This is a genomic window from Serratia grimesii NBRC 13537, from assembly GCF_001590905.1.
Taxonomy (GTDB): domain Bacteria; phylum Pseudomonadota; class Gammaproteobacteria; order Enterobacterales; family Enterobacteriaceae; genus Serratia; species Serratia grimesii.
The window spans coordinates 88,091-104,478 of the sequence record NZ_BCTT01000008.1 but is presented as its reverse complement, the minus strand read 5'-3'; the positions used below and the strand labels follow the sequence as shown (position 1 = coordinate 104,478).

The following is a 16,388-nucleotide window of genomic DNA, read 5'->3' as shown; positions in this document are numbered from 1 at the left end:
GAACAGCATGACGACAGATGTAACCGTAAAATCACTGGCAGCAGAGATTCAGACTCCAGTTGATCGCCTGGTACAGCAGTTTGCTGATGCAGGGATTAACAAGTCTGAGACAGACTCTGTAACCCAACATGAGAAAGAAGCCTTACTGGCGCACCTGAACCGTGAACACGGTAGTGCGCCGGGTAAGCTCACGTTGCAGCGCAAAACGCGCAGCACCTTGAATATTCCGAGCACCGGCGGTAAAAGTAAATCGGTGCAAATCGAGGTCCGCAAGAAACGCACTTATGTAAATCGCGATACGCCAGAAGCCCAACAGGCTGAAGCGGCAGAGCAGGCACAGCGTGAAGCGGAAGAGCAGGCACAGCGCGCAGCAGAAGAGCTGGCGAAACGCGAAGCAGAAGCAAAGCGCGCAGCCGAAGAGCAAGCCAAACGTGAGGCCGCGGAGATTGCTAAGCGTAATTCAGCGGAAAAAGAAAAAGTGACGAATCAACATACCGACGAAATGACCAAGCCAGCTCAGGCAGAAAAAGCACGCCGTGAAGCCGAAGCCGCTGAACTGAAACGTAAAGCGGAAGAGGAAGTACGACGTAAGGTTGAAGAAGACGCCAAACGTGTCGCAGAAGAAGCGCGCCGCATGGCCGAAGAGAAAGGCGAAGAATGGGCTGCTGCTGAGAAAGCCAGCGCAGCGGTTGAAACTGCCGATTATCATGTAACCACTTCCCAGCACGCCCGTGCTGCCGAAGACGAAAACGACGCTAAAGTTGAAGGCGAACGCCGCAGCCGTACCCGTGGTGGTAAAGCAACCAAGCAGAAGAAAGGCAATAAACTTTCCGAGTCTAAAGCAGACCGTGAAGAAGCGCGCGCCGTGACCCGTGGTGGTAAAGGCAAGCGTAAGCCAAGCACTCTGCAACAGGGCTTCAACAAGCCGGCTCAGGTGGTTAACCGTGACGTTGTGATCGGCGAAACTATCACCGTAGCTGAACTGGCTAACAAGATGGCGGTTAAAGGCTCTCAGGTCATCAAAGCGATGATGAAACTGGGCGCAATGGCGACTATCAACCAGGTCATCGATCAGGAAACCGCACAGCTGGTTGCCGAAGAGATGGGCCACAAAGTTATCCTGCGTCGTGAGAACGAGCTGGAAGAAGCGCTGATGAGCGACCGTGATACCGGTGCCGCTGCTGAGCCACGTGCGCCAGTCGTGACCATCATGGGCCACGTTGACCACGGTAAAACTTCTCTGCTGGACTACATCCGCTCCACCAAGGTGGCAGCAGGCGAGGCCGGTGGTATTACCCAGCATATCGGTGCTTACCACGTAGAAACCGAAAACGGCATGATCACCTTCCTGGATACCCCAGGCCACGCAGCGTTTACCTCAATGCGTGCCCGTGGTGCTCAGGCGACTGACATCGTTGTTCTGGTTGTTGCTGCTGATGACGGCGTGATGCCGCAAACCATCGAAGCTATCCAGCATGCGAAAGCAGCGCAGGTGCCGTTGGTTGTTGCAGTGAACAAAATTGACAAGCCGGAAGCTGATCCAGACCGCGTTAAGCAGGAACTGTCCCAGTACGGCGTTATGCCGGAAGAGTGGGGCGGCGAAGCACAGTTTGTCCACGTATCTGCGAAAGCCGGTACTGGCATCGACGAACTGCTGAACGCAATCCTGCTGCAGTCTGAAGTTCTCGAACTGAAAGCAGTACGCAGCGGCATGGCCAGCGGTGTGGTTATCGAATCCTTCCTGGATAAAGGTCGTGGTCCGGTTGCTACCGTACTGGTACAAGAAGGTACGCTGAATAAAGGCGATATCGTTCTGTGTGGCTTTGAGTACGGTCGTGTGCGTGCGATGCGTGACGAACTGGGTCGTGAAGTGACCTCTGCAGGTCCTTCTATTCCGGTTGAGATCCTGGGCCTGTCCAGCGTTCCTGCTGCCGGTGATGAAGCGACTGTTGTGCGTGACGAGAAGAAAGCGCGTGAAGTTGCGCTGTACCGTCAAGGCAAGTTCCGCGAAGTTAAACTGGCACGTCAGCAGAAATCTAAACTGGAAAACATGTTTGCGAACATGACCGACGGTGAAGTTTCTGAACTGAACATCGTACTGAAATCTGACGTACAGGGTTCTTGTGAAGCCATTATGGATTCACTGCTGAAACTCTCTACTGACGAAGTGAAAGTGAAGATTGTTGGCTCTGGTGTTGGTGGTATCACTGAAACCGACGCAACGCTGGCAGCTGCTTCTAACGCTATCATCCTGGGCTTCAACGTCCGTGCCGACGCTTCTGCGCGCCGCGTGATTGAAGCAGAAAGCCTGGATCTGCGTTACTACTCCGTGATCTATAACCTGATCGACGAAGTGAAGCAGGCGATGAGCGGTATGTTGGCGCCTGAGTACAAGCAGCAGATTATCGGCCTGGCCGAAGTACGTGACGTGTTCAAATCACCTAAATTCGGTGCCATTGCAGGTTGTATGGTTACCGAGGGTAATATCAAACGTCACAACCCAATCCGCGTTCTGCGCGACAACGTGGTTATCTATGAAGGCGAGCTGGAATCCCTGCGCCGCTTCAAAGATGACGTTAACGAAGTCCGTAACGGCATGGAATGTGGTATCGGCGTTAAGAACTACAACGACGTGCGCGTCGGCGACATGATCGAAGTGTTCGAAATCATCGAGATCCAACGCACCATCGCTTAACGCTAGCACATCTGCTTAAGTCTGTTCTGGGGGGCCTTGTGCCCCCCGATTTGTCTGGAGAATCCAAAATGGCAAAAGAATTCAGCCGCGGTCAGCGCGTGGCACAAGAGATGCAAAAAGAGATTGCTATCATTCTGCAGCGTGAAGTCAAAGATCCGCGTATCGGCATGGCTACCGTTTCTGGTGTAGAAGTTTCTCGTGATTTGGCTTACGCCAAAGTTTATGTCACCTTCCTGAACGTGTTGACTGAAAACGCCGATCCGGAACTGGTGCCTAACGGTATCAAAGCATTGCAAGACGCATCCGGTTATATCCGCACGCTGCTGGGTAAAGCTATGCGCCTGCGTGTAGTTCCAGAGCTGACCTTCGCTTACGACAACTCCCTGGTTGAAGGCATGCGCATGTCTAACCTGGTGACCAATGTAGTGAAGAAGGACGTCGAACGCCGTTCCGCATCAGGCGATGACGAGGAGGCTTAATGAGTCGCCCTCGTCGCCGCGGCCGTGATATCCACGGTGTCCTGTTGCTGGACAAATCGCAGGGTTTGTCATCCAACGACGCCCTGCAAAAAGTAAAACGCCTCTATAACGCTAACCGCGCGGGCCACACTGGCGCGCTCGATCCGCTGGCGACCGGCATGTTGCCAATTTGCCTCGGTGAAGCGACCAAGTTTTCACAGTTCCTGCTCGACTCCGATAAACGTTATCGTGTTATCGCCCGTCTTGGTCAGCGTACGGATACCTCGGATGCCGATGGTCAGATAGTGCAAGAGCGGCCGGTGAATTTCACCCAGGCACAGCTCGACGTAGCACTGGAAAGCTTCCGTGGCGATATCAAGCAAGTGCCTTCGATGTACTCGGCGCTGAAGTACCAAGGCAAGAAACTCTATGAGTATGCACGCCAGGGTATCGAAGTCCCGCGTGAAGCACGCAGCATTACCGTTTATGAATTGCAGTTTATTCGCTGGGAAGGGGATGAGCTGGAGCTGGAAATTCATTGCTCAAAAGGCACTTACATCCGCACTATCACCGATGACCTCGGTGAGCTGTTGGGTTGTGGTGCACATGTGATCTACCTGCGTCGTCTGCAGGTGGCGACCTACCCGACCGAACGCATGGTCACGCTGGAGCAGCTGAACGCATTGCTGGAGCAGGCGCAGGCGCAGGACATTGCGCCGGCAGAACTGCTCGATCCACTGCTGATGCCGATGGACAGTCCGGTAGAGAACTACCCGGAAGTGAATCTGCTACCCGTTGTTGCGGGTTACGTTAAGCAGGGGCAGCCAGTGCAGGTTGCCGGTGCACCGGCCTCGGGCATGGTGCGAATCACGGAAGGTGAAGAGCGTAAATTTATCGGCGTGGGTGACATTGCCGATGATGGTCGTGTGGCACCGCGCCGCCTGGTAGTCGAATATTTCGACTGAGGGTAGAAAACGCACTGCCTTGCGATCGCACTGCGCTAAGAGTAGAATGGCGCAGCTTATGCATTGGGTTGCTGAATTAGAGATCGGCGCCTGTATTTATTATCTATAATTCTGGAGTATGACAATGTCTCTAAGTGTTGAAGCTAAAGCTAAAATCGTAGCTGATTTCGGTCGTGGTACTAACGACAGCGGTTCTTCCGAAGTTCAGGTTGCCCTGTTGACTGCGCAGATCAACCATCTGCAAGGCCACTTCTCAGAGCACAAAAAAGATCACCACAGCCGTCGTGGTCTGCTGCGTATGGTTTCTCAGCGTCGTAAGCTGCTGGACTACCTGAAGCGTAAAGATGTAGCACGTTACACCAGCCTGATCGAGCGTCTGGGTCTGCGTCGCTAATCTAGCGAGTTTCAGTGGAAAGGGGCCTATTTTGGCCCCTTTCTTCTAGGAAGCATAAGCAAATCAGGTTAATGTATTACTGATGTTTCCAAATAGGATCTTCCATTACAGAGGTTCGCGCGGCTAATGAGAGGCTTTGTCTCAAGCTTGAGATAAGGATTGTCATTAGTCGCGAGGATGTAGTGAGAAGGCAAGTCGAGTCACTGGCGTGTCGAGTCGTCAATACGATTGCGCGCCTAATCAAAGGATATAATTTTGCTGACACCGATCATTCGCAAATTCCAGTATGGCCAGCATACCGTCACTATTGAGACGGGTATGATGGCTCGTCAGGCCACTGCCGCTGTTATGGTGAGCATGGATGACACCGCCGTATTCGTTACCGTGGTTGGCCAGAAAAAAGCCAAGCCAGGCCAGAGCTTCTTCCCACTGACGGTTAACTATCAGGAGCGTACCTACGCTGCTGGTCGTATCCCAGGCAGCTTCTTCCGTCGTGAAGGCCGTCCGAGCGAAGGCGAAACTCTGACCTCACGTCTGATTGACCGCCCGATCCGTCCACTGTTCCCAGACAGCTTCCTGAACGAAGTTCAGGTGATCGCGACCGTTGTTTCCGTCAACCCGCAAGTTAACCCAGACATCGTTGCGATGATTGGCGCTTCTGCAGCCTTGAGCCTGTCCGGTATTCCGTTCAACGGCCCAATCGGTGCTGCGCGCGTGGGCTACATCAACAACCAGTATGTGTTGAACCCAACTACCGACGAGCTGAAAGAAAGCAGCCTGGACTTGGTTGTTGCCGGTACCGCTGGTGCTGTACTGATGGTTGAATCCGAAGCTGACGTTCTGAGCGAAGATCAGATGCTGGGTGCTGTGGTCTTTGGCCATGAGCAACAGCAGATTGTTATCGAGAACATCAATTCACTGGTTGCTGAAGCTGGCAAACCTAAGTGGGACTGGCAGGCACCTGCAATCAACGAAGCGCTGCACACACGCGTTGCAGAACTGGCAGAAACCCGTCTGGGCGACGCTTATCACATCACCGAAAAACAAGAGCGTTATGCTCAGGTAGATGCGATCAAGAGCAGCGTTGTTGAAACGCTGTTGGCGCAAGACGACACTTTGGACGTGTCTGAAATTCAGGACATCCTGGGTAGCGTTGAGAAAAACGTCGTTCGTAGCCGTGTACTGCGTGGCGAACCACGTATCGATGGCCGTGAAAAAGACATGATTCGTGGTCTGGACGTGCGCACTGGCGTACTGCCGCGTACCCATGGTTCCGCGCTGTTCACCCGTGGTGAAACTCAGGCTCTGGTTACTGCAACGCTGGGTACTGCCCGTGATGCACAGAATCTGGATGAGCTGATGGGCGAGAAGACCGACAGCTTCCTGTTCCACTACAACTTCCCTCCGTACTCCGTTGGTGAGACTGGGATGGTAGGTTCGCCTAAACGTCGTGAAATTGGTCACGGTCGCCTGGCGAAACGTGGCGTATTGGCTATGATGCCTAAAGCAGAAGATTTCCCGTACACGGTGCGTGTGGTTTCTGAAATCACCGAATCCAACGGTTCTTCTTCTATGGCTTCAGTCTGTGGCGCTTCTCTGGCGCTGATGGACGCAGGTGTGCCAATCAAGGCTGCTGTTGCGGGTATCGCAATGGGCCTGGTTAAAGAACAAGACAACTTTGTTGTTCTGTCCGACATTCTGGGTGACGAAGACCACCTGGGCGACATGGACTTCAAAGTGGCCGGTAGCCGCGACGGTATCACCGCGCTGCAGATGGACATTAAAATTGAAGGCATCACCCGCGAAATCATGCAGGTGGCACTGAACCAAGCCAAGGGCGCGCGTCTGCACATCCTGGGCGTGATGGAACAGGCTATCAGCACCCCGCGTGGCGATATCTCTCAGTTTGCACCACGTATTCATACTATCCGCATCAACCCGGATAAGATCAAAGACGTGATTGGTAAAGGCGGCTCTGTCATCCGTGCGCTGACTGAAGAGACCGGTACTACCATCGAAATCGAAGATGATGGTACAGTTAAAATTGCTGCTACCGATGGTGAGAAAGCGAAATTCGCTATTCGCCGCATCGAAGAGATCACCGCGGAGATCGAAGTAGGCCGTATTTACCAGGGTAAAGTTACCCGTATCGTTGATTTCGGCGCATTCGTGGCGATCGGCGGCGGTAAAGAAGGTCTGGTTCACATCTCTCAAATCGCTGACAAGCGTGTTGAGAAAGTGACCGACTATCTGCAAATGGGTCAGGAAGTGCCGGTTAAGGTACTGGAAGTTGACCGTCAGGGCCGTGTGCGTCTGAGCATCAAAGAAGCGACAGCACCAGAAGCAGGTTCACCTGCGCCTGAAGCAGAATAAGTAGAAAAACTGTATAGATAGATTTACAGCTCCCCGCCATGGGGTTGGGAGCTGTTCGTATCGCGCGGGTAGGATGCTTGCGTATTAGCAAACGGATGACAGGACGTTCATCCAATGTTTGTCTTCGGGAGTGGGAAATGAAGCCTTTCTTGCGCTGGTGTTACGTTGCGACAGCACTCATGCTGGCAGGATGCAGCAACCATGATTGGCGTAAAGACGAAGTTTTGGCGATCCCGTTGCAGCCAACTCTGCAGCAGGAAGTGATCCTGGCGCGCATGGAACAAATACTTGCCAGCCGGGCACTGACGGACGATGAGCGTGCGCAGCTTTTATATGAGCGCGGTGTGTTGTATGATAGCCTCGGGCTACGTGCATTAGCGCGAAATGATTTTTCGCAAGCGCTAGCAATACGTCCTGATATGCCAGAAGTTTTCAACTACCTGGGCATTTACTTAACGCAGGCAGGCAATTTTGATGCTGCCTATGAAGCGTTTGATTCTGTACTAGAGCTTGATCCAACTTACAATTACGCGCGTTTAAACCGGGGCATCGCACTGTATTATGGCGGCCGCTTCCCGTTGGCGCAGGATGATCTGCAGGCGTTTTATCAAGACGACCCAAACGATCCCTTCCGTTCGTTGTGGCTGTATCTTGTGGAAAGAGAAATCGATCCCAAGAAGGCTGACGTAGCGCTCCAGCAGCGTTATGACAAAGCGAACCGAGGGCAATGGGGATGGAATATTGTCGAATTCTACCTGGGCAACATTAGCGAAAAAACGCTGATGGAACGCCTCAAGGCAGATGCAACGGATAACACTTCGCTCGCTGAGCATCTCAGTGAAACTGACTTCTATTTGGGTAAACACTACCTGAGTCTGGGGGACAAGGACACCGCTTCGGCGCTGTTCAAACTGACGGTTGCTAACAACGTTCATAACTTCGTTGAGCACCGCTATGCATTGTTGGAATTGGCGCTGTTGGGCCAAGAACAAGACGACCTATCGGAATCGGACCAGCAATAGCTGACGAACACCTCTACCCAAAAGATTTCAAGTTGCGGCAAGGCGGCAATCTAACGAATCCCTGGGAGCTTAGTTCACTAAGTGACGAGGATGCGGGAGAGCAGCCAAAACAGCGGCAGCTTGGAAGATGAAGGGTAATCAGCCTGAACGACATTGGTTTTACCGCCAAAGTTATCGCCTTTACGGGCGAGGGCTTTTTTGTTCGTTTTATAATCTAATTTGAGCCGGTTCACACTTTTCAATGAAAATGACTGAAAATTTTCTCGACGAGTTATGTAGACTGGCTGCCATTATTAATGAGGCACGTGTACATGACTACTGAGCTTGAAACCTCTTTTGTTGACCTGGGGCTGTCTGCTCCGATCATTTCTGCCCTGACCGATCTGGGCTACGAAAAACCGTCACCGATCCAGGCTGAGTGTATTCCTCACCTGTTGAACGGCCGTGATGTGCTGGGCATGGCACAGACCGGTAGCGGTAAAACTGCAGCATTCTCGCTGCCACTGTTGCACAACCTGAAAGCTGAGCTGAAAGCACCTCAAATCTTGGTGCTGGCACCGACCCGCGAATTGGCGGTTCAGGTTGCAGAAGCAATGACTGATTTCTCTAAACACATGCATGGCGTTAACGTCGTGGCCCTGTACGGTGGCCAGCGTTATGACGTGCAGCTGCGCGCTCTGCGTCAGGGCCCGCAAATCGTTGTAGGTACTCCAGGCCGTCTGCTGGATCACCTGAAGCGTGGCACCCTGAACCTCTCTAACCTGAGTGGTTTGGTGCTGGATGAAGCCGACGAAATGTTGCGTATGGGCTTTATCGAAGACGTAGAAACCATCATGGCGGAGATCCCGGCTGAACATCAGACCGCGCTGTTCTCTGCAACCATGCCGGAAGCTATCCGTCGCATTACCCGTCGCTTCATGAAAGATCCGCAGGAAGTGCGTATCCAATCTAGCGTCACTACTCGTCCTGACATCAGCCAGAGCTACTGGACTGTGCAGGGCATGCGTAAAAACGAAGCGCTGGTGCGTTTCCTGGAAGCAGAAGATTTTGACGCGGCGATTATCTTCGTTCGTACCAAAAACGCGACCCTGGAAGTGGCTGAAGCGCTGGAGCGCAGTGGTTACAGCAGCGCAGCACTGAACGGTGACATGAACCAGGCACTGCGTGAGCAGACTCTGGAGCGTTTGAAAGATGGTCGTCTGGACATCCTGATCGCAACTGACGTTGCTGCCCGTGGTCTGGACGTTGAGCGTATCAGCCTGGTTGTGAACTATGACATCCCTATGGATTCAGAGTCTTACGTTCACCGTATCGGCCGTACAGGTCGTGCAGGTCGTGCTGGCCGTGCGTTGCTGTTCGTAGAAAACCGCGAACGTCGTCTGCTGCGTAACATCGAACGCACCATGAAGCTGACCATTCCAGAAGTTGAACTGCCAAATGCAGAACTGCTGGGTGAGCGTCGTCTGGCCAAGTTCGCCGCTAAAGTACAGCAACAGCTGGAAAGCAGCGATCTGGACATGTACCGTGGCCTGCTGGCTAAACTGCAGCCGGGCGAAGAAGAGCTGGAAATGGAAACACTGGCCGCAGCACTGCTGAAAATGGCACAGGGTGAACGTCCTCTGATTCTGCCACCGGATCCAGTATTCAAACCGCGTCAACGTCGTGAATTCAACGACCGTGACGATCGCGGTAACGACCGTCGTCGTGATGCACGTCCAGACAGCCGTGATGGTGGCGCTGAGCGTCCACGTCGTGAGCGTCGTGACGTTGGCGAAATGCAGCTGTACCGCATTGAAGTGGGCCGTGATGATGGCGTGGAAGTTCGTCATATCGTTGGCGCGATCGCTAACGAAGGCGACATCAGCAGCCGTTACATCGGTAACATCAAGCTGTTCGCTGGCCACTCTACTATTGAGCTGCCAAAAGGTATGCCGGGCGAGATCTTGTCTCACTTCACCCGTACCCGCATCCTGAATAAGCCAATGAACATGCAACTGCTGGGCGATGCGCAGCCGCATGAGCGTCGTGAGCGTCCTGCCTCTGCCGGTAACGGCGAGCGTCGTGGCGGTGGTCGTCCATTCAACGGCGAACGTCGTGAAGGTGCAAACCCAGGTCGTCGTTCTTTCGGTGATCGTCGTGAAGGCGGTGCTGCTGCACCTGCTGGCAACGGTGGCGAGCGTCGTGGCGGTAACTTCAACCGTGATGGTCAGCGTGCACCACGTCGTGATGACGCCGCTCCGGCTACACCACGTCGTCGCTTCGGTGATGCATAACGCCTGATTTAACCGTTCGCGGTTGATCGGACTAAAAACCAGCCTTCGGGCTGGTTTTTTTATGCCTGAAATTCACCATTAAGTGCGGGAAAATGGCGTATCATTTATAAGGTTTTTTCTTATGGATACTATGCACGGGAGATGCCATGAGTTGGCAGCAGTTTAAGTCTCAATATCTGGTGCGTTTTTGGGCACCTTTACCTGCGGTGATTGCTGCGGGGATCCTTTCTACCTATTACTTCGGCTTGACCGGCACCTTCTGGGCAGTAACAGGGGAATTTACCCGTTGGGGCGGCCATGTATTGCAATGGTTTGGTTTCCACCCTGAGCAATGGGGTTACTTCAAAGTCATTGGCCTTGAGGGAACGCCACTGCAACGCATTGACGGCAGGATGATCATCGGTATGTTTGCCGGCTGTATCGCTGCGGCGCTGTGGGCCAATAACATCAAGCTGCGGCAGCCGCAGCATCGCATCCGCATTGTACAAGCGTTGCTGGGCGGTATCATCGCCGGTTTTGGGGCGCGTCTCGCGATGGGCTGCAATCTGGCTGCATTCTTTACCGGTATTCCTCAGTTCTCACTGCACGCTTGGTTCTTCGCGCTGGCAACCGCTGCGGGATCTTACTTTGGCGCTAAATTTACGCTGTTACCCCTGTTCCGCATTCCGATCAAATTACAGAAAGTGAAGGCTGCCGCGCCATTGACGCAAAAGCCTGAACAGGCTCGTCGCCGATTCCGTCTGGGGATGGTGATTTTTTTCCTGTCGATTGCCTGGTCATTATGGACGTTATTTGATGCGCCGAAACTGGGTATTGCCATGTTGTTCGGTATCGGTTTTGGCCTGTTGATTGAGCGAGCTCAGATCTGCTTTACCTCGGCGTTTCGTGATTTGTGGATCACCGGACGTACCCACATGGCAAAAGCGATCATTATCGGCATGGCGGTCAGCGCCATTGGTATTTTCAGTTATGTGCAGCTGGGTGTGGCGCCGAAAATCATGTGGGCTGGCCCGAATGCGGTGCTGGGCGGCCTGTTGTTCGGCTTTGGCATCGTGCTGGCTGGCGGCTGTGAAACCGGCTGGATGTATCGCGCGGTGGAAGGGCAAGTTCACTATTGGTGGGTTGGGCTTGGCAATATTATTGGTGCCACGCTGTTGGCTTACTATTGGGATGATTTGGCCCCGGCATTGGCAACGAATTACGACAAAGTCAATTTACTGGATACCTTCGGCCCGATCGGCGGTCTGCTGGTGACCTACCTGCTGCTGGCGTTGGCATTTGCCGCCATGCTGTGGTGGGAGAAACGCTTTTTCCGCGCCAAGCCCGACGCGCAGGTGGTTAATTTAAGGAGTGTGTCATGAAGCAAACGGCGATAGTGCCAGATTACCGGCTGGATATGCTCGGTGAGCCATGTCCTTATCCGGCGGTGGCGACGTTAGAAGCCATGCCGCAATTGAAGCCGGGGGAAATCCTGGAGGTGATCAGCGATTGCCCGCAGTCGATCAACAACATTCCTCTCGACGCACGCAATCATGGCTACAAGGTGCTGGATATCCAACAGGACGGGCCGACCATCCGCTATTTGATCCAGCGCTGATAAAATGAGGGCGCCGTAAAGGCGCCCAAAGCGTTTATCCTTTCACTAAATCGCCTTTGACGGCGGCCACAATCTCAAACGAATGTAGCCGTGCCTGATGATCAAAAATCTGGCCGTTGACCATGATTTCATCCGCTCCGGTTTCGCGCAGCAATGTCTGCAATCCGTTACGGACAGTGCTTTCATTACCGACAATCGACATGCGCAACGCCTGATCGACCCCGTATTGTTCACCGGCGGTCCACAGCGCGTGGATATTGTCCACTGGTGCGGGCAACGGACCAGGCGAGCCGCGACGCAGATTAATAAACTGTTGCTGCATAGAGGTGAACAGGAAGCGCGCATCGGCATCGCTGTCGGCAGCTACCACGTTGACGCATACCATGGCATGCGGCTGCTGGCATTGTTCTGAAGCCTTGAAGTTGTCGCGGTACAGGTTCAGAGCCTGGAACAGCATCTCCGGCGCAAAGTGGGATGCGAAGGCAAATGGCAGGCCGAGCTGGGCTGCCAACTGGGCGCTATACAGGCTGGAACCCAATAGCCAAAGTGGCACATGTAATCCCTGCCCGGGGACGGCCTGCACCGCCTGTCCTGGCTGCGCATCACAAAAGTAATGTTGCAGTTCTTGTACGTCGCGCGGGAAATTATCCACTTCGCCGGACAGATGGCGCCGAAGTGCCATCATCGTGCGTTGATCGGTGCCGGGCGCGCGACCAAGGCCCAGATCGATACGTCCAGGGTACAGCGATTCCAGCGTACCGAATTGCTCGGCGATCACCAGCGGCGAATGGTTAGGCAGCATTACGCCGCCGGAACCAAGGCGGATACTTTTGGTGCCAGCGGCCAGATAACCCAGCAGCACTGACGTTGCTGCGCTGCCGATACCCGTCATATTGTGGTGTTCAGCGAGCCAATAGCGTTGATAATCCCATTTCTCGGCGTGTTGTGCTAAATCTAAAGAGGCGTGAAACGCATCACGCGGTTTGGCCCCTTGTGGGATGGGGGATAAATCCAGTACCGAAACCGGTACCGCAGTTTTTTCAGTCATGTCATCGTCCATCAAAGAGTTGATCGCTTAAAGGGCGATTGCAGGGATCTGCAAACTACAAAGCCGAATGTGCTTTTAGTGTTAAAAGCATAATCCAATTTATAGTTATAAAAGAGGATATATGTGCTTGTAATATCCTTATGATAAAAATGGTTTTTTGGGAGCTTATTAAAATATGGACGTGTTGATTTCCGCCTGCCGCTTACCGCTCAGGGAGCTGAGATAATGAAAAAAAAGACATTGTTTACCCTGCTATTGATGGTGGTAGCGATCGCCATGGCGATTTTGTTCCGTGCCCATAATCAAGACCTGCTGCTGCAAGGGGAAGTGGATGCCCCCGAGGTGATAGTGGCGTCTAAGGCCAAGGGACGGGTAGTAGAGCGTTTGGTGGAACGTGGTGATGACGTCAAGGTCGGGCAGGTCATGATTCAGCTCGACAGCCCAGAACTGATGGCGCAACTGCGCTCTGCGCAGGCGACACGGGACGAAGCCAAGGCACAGCTCGATCAGTCGTTGCATGGTACGCGTGAAGAAAGCATTCGTAACTTGCGTGCCAATCTGGCGCAGGCCGAAGCCCAATACCGTAATGCGCAGAACGATTACAACCGCAACCTGAGCGTATCCGGCAAAGGGTATATTTCGAAGTCTGAGCTGGATAGCTCACGCCGTGCGCATGATACCGCCTTCCAGCAGGTGCAAGCGGCTAAGGCCAATCTGGACGAAGGGACCAACGGTGACCGTATCGAACTGCGTCAACAATATGCGGCGGCGTTGCGTGCAGCGGAAGAAAATCTGCTGCAAATCAAAGCACAAACGGACGATTTGCAGGTGTTAGCACCGGTCGATGGCGAAGTGGGGCCTATCCCGGCAGAGGTCGGGGAGCTGTTAAACGCCGGTAGCCCACTGTTGACGTTGATCCGTGTACCTGACGCCTATTTCGTGTTCAACCTGCGCGAAGACATTTTGGCTCACGTACGCAAGGGCGATAAGATCAAAATGCGTGTACCGGCGCTGAAGGACAAAATGATTGAAGCCGAAGTACGCTATATCGCCCCACTGGGTGATTACGCAACCAAACGCGCCACGCGAGCCACCGGTGACTTCGATCTGAAAACTTTCGAAGTGCGTTTGTATCCGTCACAGCCGGTGGAAGGCCTGCGCCCAGGGATGAGCAGCTTATGGCTATGGAAAGAGTAAGGGCAGGTTGGCGCTGCTTCAGCCACGCGTTCGATAATGAATGTCGCATGGCCTTTCGCAGCCCGGTTGTACACTGGCTAAGCTGGATCTTCCCGTTGATGCTGTTTGGTCTGATCAGCAGCAACTTTTCGGAAGGTACTTTGTTGGATCTGCCGGTGTCGGTGGTGGATAACGATCACAGCTCATTGTCCAAGTCGTTGACCCGGAGGCTGGATGCGGGCTCACATGCCCATGTTGAAGCCTATGACGGTGGATTGGGTGAGTCGCTGCACCGTCTGCGTAGTGCGCAGGATTACGCGTTGTTGTATGTGCCGCCGGATTTTGAAGCTGATGCGTTGGCGGGCAAGCAACCGAGTGTGGTGATGTATTACAACGCACTGTTCTACGGTGCCGGGCTGTACTCCACTCAAGATTTCAGTGGGTTGATGGCTGAAATTAACGCCAACTACCGTACTATTATCGCGGGTGAAATGGGTAAGACCTTACCGCCATTGGCGGACGTGACGCTATCGTATGGCAGTTTATTCAATGCCAGCGGCAGCTATATCTATTACCAGCAGTTCGCTGCCACCATCCATCTGCTGCAGTTGTTTGTCGTGACCTGCATGATTTACGTGTTGGCGCGCAGTAAATCGCTATTAAAAGCCCGGCCGTTTAGCCTGGCACTGCTCGGTAAACTGGCACCCTATACCCTTTGTTTCACCAGTCTGCTGATGGTTGAGATTGCTGCGTTAGTCGGTATTTTTGATGCTCGTGTTAGTGGCAACCCACTGTTTATGCTGATGATCGCTTTTTTCTATGTCATGGCAGCGCAAAGCATTGGCCTGCTGTTGTTTACTTTCACCAGCAGTACTATCACCGCTTACAGCCTGATCGCTATTTTGGTGAGTATTGCGCTGACCTTCTCGGGAATGGCGGTACCGGAACTGTCGATGCCGCTGCCTGCGCGTATCATCTCCAATATCGAGCCGCTGACTCATGCGCTGTACGCGATGTTTGACGTTTTCCTGCGTCAGGTGCCGGCCAGCGCCATTTTCAGCGTTTGTGCGTTGCTGTCGGTCTATCCTCTGGTGACCGCACTGTTAGTGCGTAACCGACTGTTGCCACGGCTACTGAAAGAGGGGGGCGCAGGATGAAAATCTATTGGCAAACCTTCATTCGGGTACTGCTCGGTATGTTGGAGCGGCCGATGTGGCTGATGCTGATCTTGTCGCTGTGTGTCATGAGCATGGTCTATGCCAACCGCACGGTGTGGGATTTGCCGGTGGGTGTTATCGATCAGGATCACAGCACGGCCAGCCGTCAACTGATCCGCCAACTGGACGCCACGTCAAAAATTGCCATCGTGACCTACGATAGCCTTGAACAGGCGAAGCTCGATCTCGGTTGGCGCAAGCTGTTCGCGGTGATCATCATGCCGGTGGATCTGGAGAAGAAGATCCTGAGTGGCCAAAACATCGTAGTGCCGGTTTACGGAGACGCCACCAACCGACTGGCCAACGGCCAGATCCAACAGGACGTGGTCGCGGCCTACCAACAGCTCCTGAATCAGTACAACAATGGGTTGCTGCTGCGTAGCGGATTCAGCGAACGGCAAGCGCAGGTGATCCTGACGCCGATACAAGGGCAAACGCTGGATGTATTCAACCCTGGCATCAGCTTTGCGGCGATCATCTTCCCCGGTCTGCTGGTGATGTTGTTGCAGCACTCGTTATTGATTGCCTGTGTACGCGTCAGCATTGCCATGAAAAGCATACCCGGCGGCAAGCCACCGTTGGCGGCTCATTTGGGCGGGCTGACGGCGTTGTTACCGATTTGGCTATTTTTGTCGATCGTGCTGTTTGTGCTGTGGCCGTGGGTATTGGGGTACCGTCAGACAGCGGGCATCCTGGAAATTTTGCTGCTGACCTTCCCGTTCTTGTTGGCGGTACTGGGGTTGGGCAAGTTGGTGACTGAGTGCTTGCGCAGCGTAGAGATGATCTACCTGACGCTGGCATTTATCACCACGCCGATATTTTATCTTTCAGGGACTATCTGGCCGCTACAGGCTATGCCAGCTTGGGTGCGGGCGATTTCCTACTGTATTCCCTCCACTTGGGCAACCAAGGCCGTTGCCGGGGTCAACCAAATGGGACTGTCGCTCAATGAAGTCTGGGGCGATGTGGCGATGCTACTGGTGCTGGGCGCCATTTATACGCTGTTGGGAATCGGTGTGGCACTGGTACGTAACAGCGTGGCGCTACGTAGCCTGTTCCGCAAACGGGCGAGTTAATTCAAAGGGCCTGAAGCCACCGTTTCCTTGACCCTTAACAAGGTGTGCAGGCCCGCGTTCTCCCATAATCACGCCCGTGGATCCTCTTACTGGT

At 53.6% G+C, this 16,388-nt stretch carries 14 protein-coding genes; 13 read left to right on the top strand and 1 reads right to left on the bottom strand.

Features of this window, described 5'->3' with window-relative positions; translation table 11 throughout:
* Positions 1-7: 7 nt before the first annotated feature.
* From infB to yedF, 10 genes are all read left to right on the top strand, one after another.
* Entirely contained in the window at positions 8-2,695 is a 2,688-nt protein-coding gene (infB, locus tag SGR01S_RS11255; RefSeq protein ID WP_037423159.1) for a translation initiation factor IF-2, read from the top strand.
* Positions 2,696-2,763: 68 nt separating this feature from the next.
* Positions 2,764-3,174 (top strand): 30S ribosome-binding factor RbfA, encoded by a 411-nt coding sequence (gene rbfA, locus SGR01S_RS11250; protein ID WP_037423156.1) that lies wholly within the window; start codon positions 2,764-2,766, stop codon positions 3,172-3,174.
* On the top strand, positions 3,174-4,118 hold the full coding sequence (gene truB / locus SGR01S_RS11245; RefSeq protein ID WP_061807497.1) for a tRNA pseudouridine(55) synthase TruB: 945 nt from the start codon (positions 3,174-3,176) through the stop codon (positions 4,116-4,118). Before rbfA ends, truB begins: the two co-directional genes overlap by 1 nt.
* A 124-nt stretch (positions 4,119-4,242) precedes the next feature.
* Positions 4,243-4,512, top strand: a complete 270-nt coding sequence (gene rpsO, locus SGR01S_RS11240; protein WP_012004950.1) for a 30S ribosomal protein S15 — start codon at positions 4,243-4,245, stop codon at positions 4,510-4,512.
* Between the two features lie 255 nt (positions 4,513-4,767).
* A complete protein-coding gene (gene pnp / locus SGR01S_RS11235; protein WP_061807496.1) occupies positions 4,768-6,885 on the top strand; it encodes a polyribonucleotide nucleotidyltransferase in 2,118 nt (705 codons plus the stop codon).
* A 137-nt stretch (positions 6,886-7,022) separates the two neighbouring features.
* The gene (nlpI, locus tag SGR01S_RS11230; RefSeq protein WP_012004952.1) at positions 7,023-7,907 is read left to right on the top strand and encodes a lipoprotein NlpI; all 885 of its coding nucleotides are present in this window, start codon (positions 7,023-7,025) and stop codon (positions 7,905-7,907) included.
* A 241-nt stretch (positions 7,908-8,148) separates the two neighbouring features.
* Positions 8,149-8,229 carry a protein YrbN gene (gene yrbN, locus SGR01S_RS24650; protein ID WP_096335046.1) on the top strand — a complete coding sequence of 27 codons (81 nt, stop codon included), beginning with the start codon at positions 8,149-8,151 and terminating at the stop codon, positions 8,227-8,229.
* Positions 8,219-10,180 carry a DEAD/DEAH family ATP-dependent RNA helicase gene (locus SGR01S_RS11225; protein WP_061807495.1) on the top strand — a complete coding sequence of 654 codons (1,962 nt, stop codon included), beginning with the start codon at positions 8,219-8,221 and terminating at the stop codon, positions 10,178-10,180. Before yrbN ends, SGR01S_RS11225 begins: the two co-directional genes overlap by 11 nt.
* A 146-nt stretch (positions 10,181-10,326) precedes the next feature.
* Positions 10,327-11,541: a selenium metabolism membrane protein YedE/FdhT gene (yedE, locus tag SGR01S_RS11220; RefSeq protein WP_037423147.1), complete on the top strand. Its 1,215-nt coding sequence runs from the start codon at positions 10,327-10,329 to the stop codon at positions 11,539-11,541.
* Positions 11,538-11,777: a sulfurtransferase-like selenium metabolism protein YedF gene (gene yedF / locus SGR01S_RS11215; RefSeq protein ID WP_012004955.1), complete on the top strand. Its 240-nt coding sequence runs from the start codon at positions 11,538-11,540 to the stop codon at positions 11,775-11,777. Before yedE ends, yedF begins: the two co-directional genes overlap by 4 nt.
* A 34-nt stretch (positions 11,778-11,811) precedes the next feature.
* Here yedF and SGR01S_RS11210 read toward each other — a convergent pair whose 3' ends face one another.
* On the bottom strand, positions 11,812-12,825 hold the full coding sequence (locus tag SGR01S_RS11210) for a luciferase-like monooxygenase (protein ID WP_172479768.1): 1,014 nt from the start codon (positions 12,823-12,825) through the stop codon (positions 11,812-11,814).
* 225 nt (positions 12,826-13,050) lie between these two features.
* Here SGR01S_RS11210 and SGR01S_RS11205 point away from each other — a divergent pair, with 225 nt between their 5' ends.
* The 3 genes from SGR01S_RS11205 to SGR01S_RS11195 are packed head-to-tail and all read left to right on the top strand — an operon-like array spanning position 13,051 to position 16,294.
* Positions 13,051-14,022, top strand: coding sequence for an HlyD family secretion protein (locus tag SGR01S_RS11205; RefSeq protein WP_061807494.1), 972 nt, complete (start codon positions 13,051-13,053; stop codon positions 14,020-14,022).
* On the top strand, positions 14,004-15,158 hold the full coding sequence (locus tag SGR01S_RS11200) for an ABC transporter permease (RefSeq protein ID WP_061807493.1): 1,155 nt from the start codon (positions 14,004-14,006) through the stop codon (positions 15,156-15,158). The genes SGR01S_RS11205 and SGR01S_RS11200 overlap by 19 nt, the downstream gene beginning before the upstream one ends.
* A complete protein-coding gene (locus SGR01S_RS11195; RefSeq protein ID WP_061807492.1) occupies positions 15,155-16,294 on the top strand; it encodes an ABC transporter permease in 1,140 nt (379 codons plus the stop codon). The genes SGR01S_RS11200 and SGR01S_RS11195 overlap by 4 nt, the downstream gene beginning before the upstream one ends.
* The last annotated feature ends 94 nt before the right edge of the window (positions 16,295-16,388 follow it).

Excerpts from the sequence above, each read along its gene's own strand:
- infB (WP_037423159.1), top strand. The coding sequence starts at position 8 with ATGACGACAGATGTAACCGTAAAATCACTGGCAGCAGAGATTCAGACT.
- rbfA (WP_037423156.1), top strand. The coding sequence starts at position 2,764 with ATGGCAAAAGAATTCAGCCGCGGTCAGCGCGTGGCACAAGAGATGCAA.
- truB (WP_061807497.1), top strand. The coding sequence starts at position 3,174 with ATGAGTCGCCCTCGTCGCCGCGGCCGTGATATCCACGGTGTCCTGTTG.
- rpsO (WP_012004950.1), top strand. The coding sequence starts at position 4,243 with ATGTCTCTAAGTGTTGAAGCTAAAGCTAAAATCGTAGCTGATTTCGGT.
- nlpI (WP_012004952.1), top strand. The coding sequence starts at position 7,023 with ATGAAGCCTTTCTTGCGCTGGTGTTACGTTGCGACAGCACTCATGCTG.
- yrbN (WP_096335046.1), top strand. The coding sequence starts at position 8,149 with ATGAAAATGACTGAAAATTTTCTCGACGAGTTATGTAGACTGGCTGCC.
- SGR01S_RS11225 (WP_061807495.1), top strand. The coding sequence starts at position 8,219 with ATGACTACTGAGCTTGAAACCTCTTTTGTTGACCTGGGGCTGTCTGCT.
- yedE (WP_037423147.1), top strand. The coding sequence starts at position 10,327 with ATGAGTTGGCAGCAGTTTAAGTCTCAATATCTGGTGCGTTTTTGGGCA.
- yedF (WP_012004955.1), top strand. The coding sequence starts at position 11,538 with ATGAAGCAAACGGCGATAGTGCCAGATTACCGGCTGGATATGCTCGGT.
- SGR01S_RS11210 (WP_172479768.1), bottom strand. The coding sequence starts at position 12,825 with ATGACTGAAAAAACTGCGGTACCGGTTTCGGTACTGGATTTATCCCCC.
- SGR01S_RS11205 (WP_061807494.1), top strand. The coding sequence starts at position 13,051 with ATGAAAAAAAAGACATTGTTTACCCTGCTATTGATGGTGGTAGCGATC.
- SGR01S_RS11200 (WP_061807493.1), top strand. The coding sequence starts at position 14,004 with ATGGCTATGGAAAGAGTAAGGGCAGGTTGGCGCTGCTTCAGCCACGCG.
- SGR01S_RS11195 (WP_061807492.1), top strand. The coding sequence starts at position 15,155 with ATGAAAATCTATTGGCAAACCTTCATTCGGGTACTGCTCGGTATGTTG.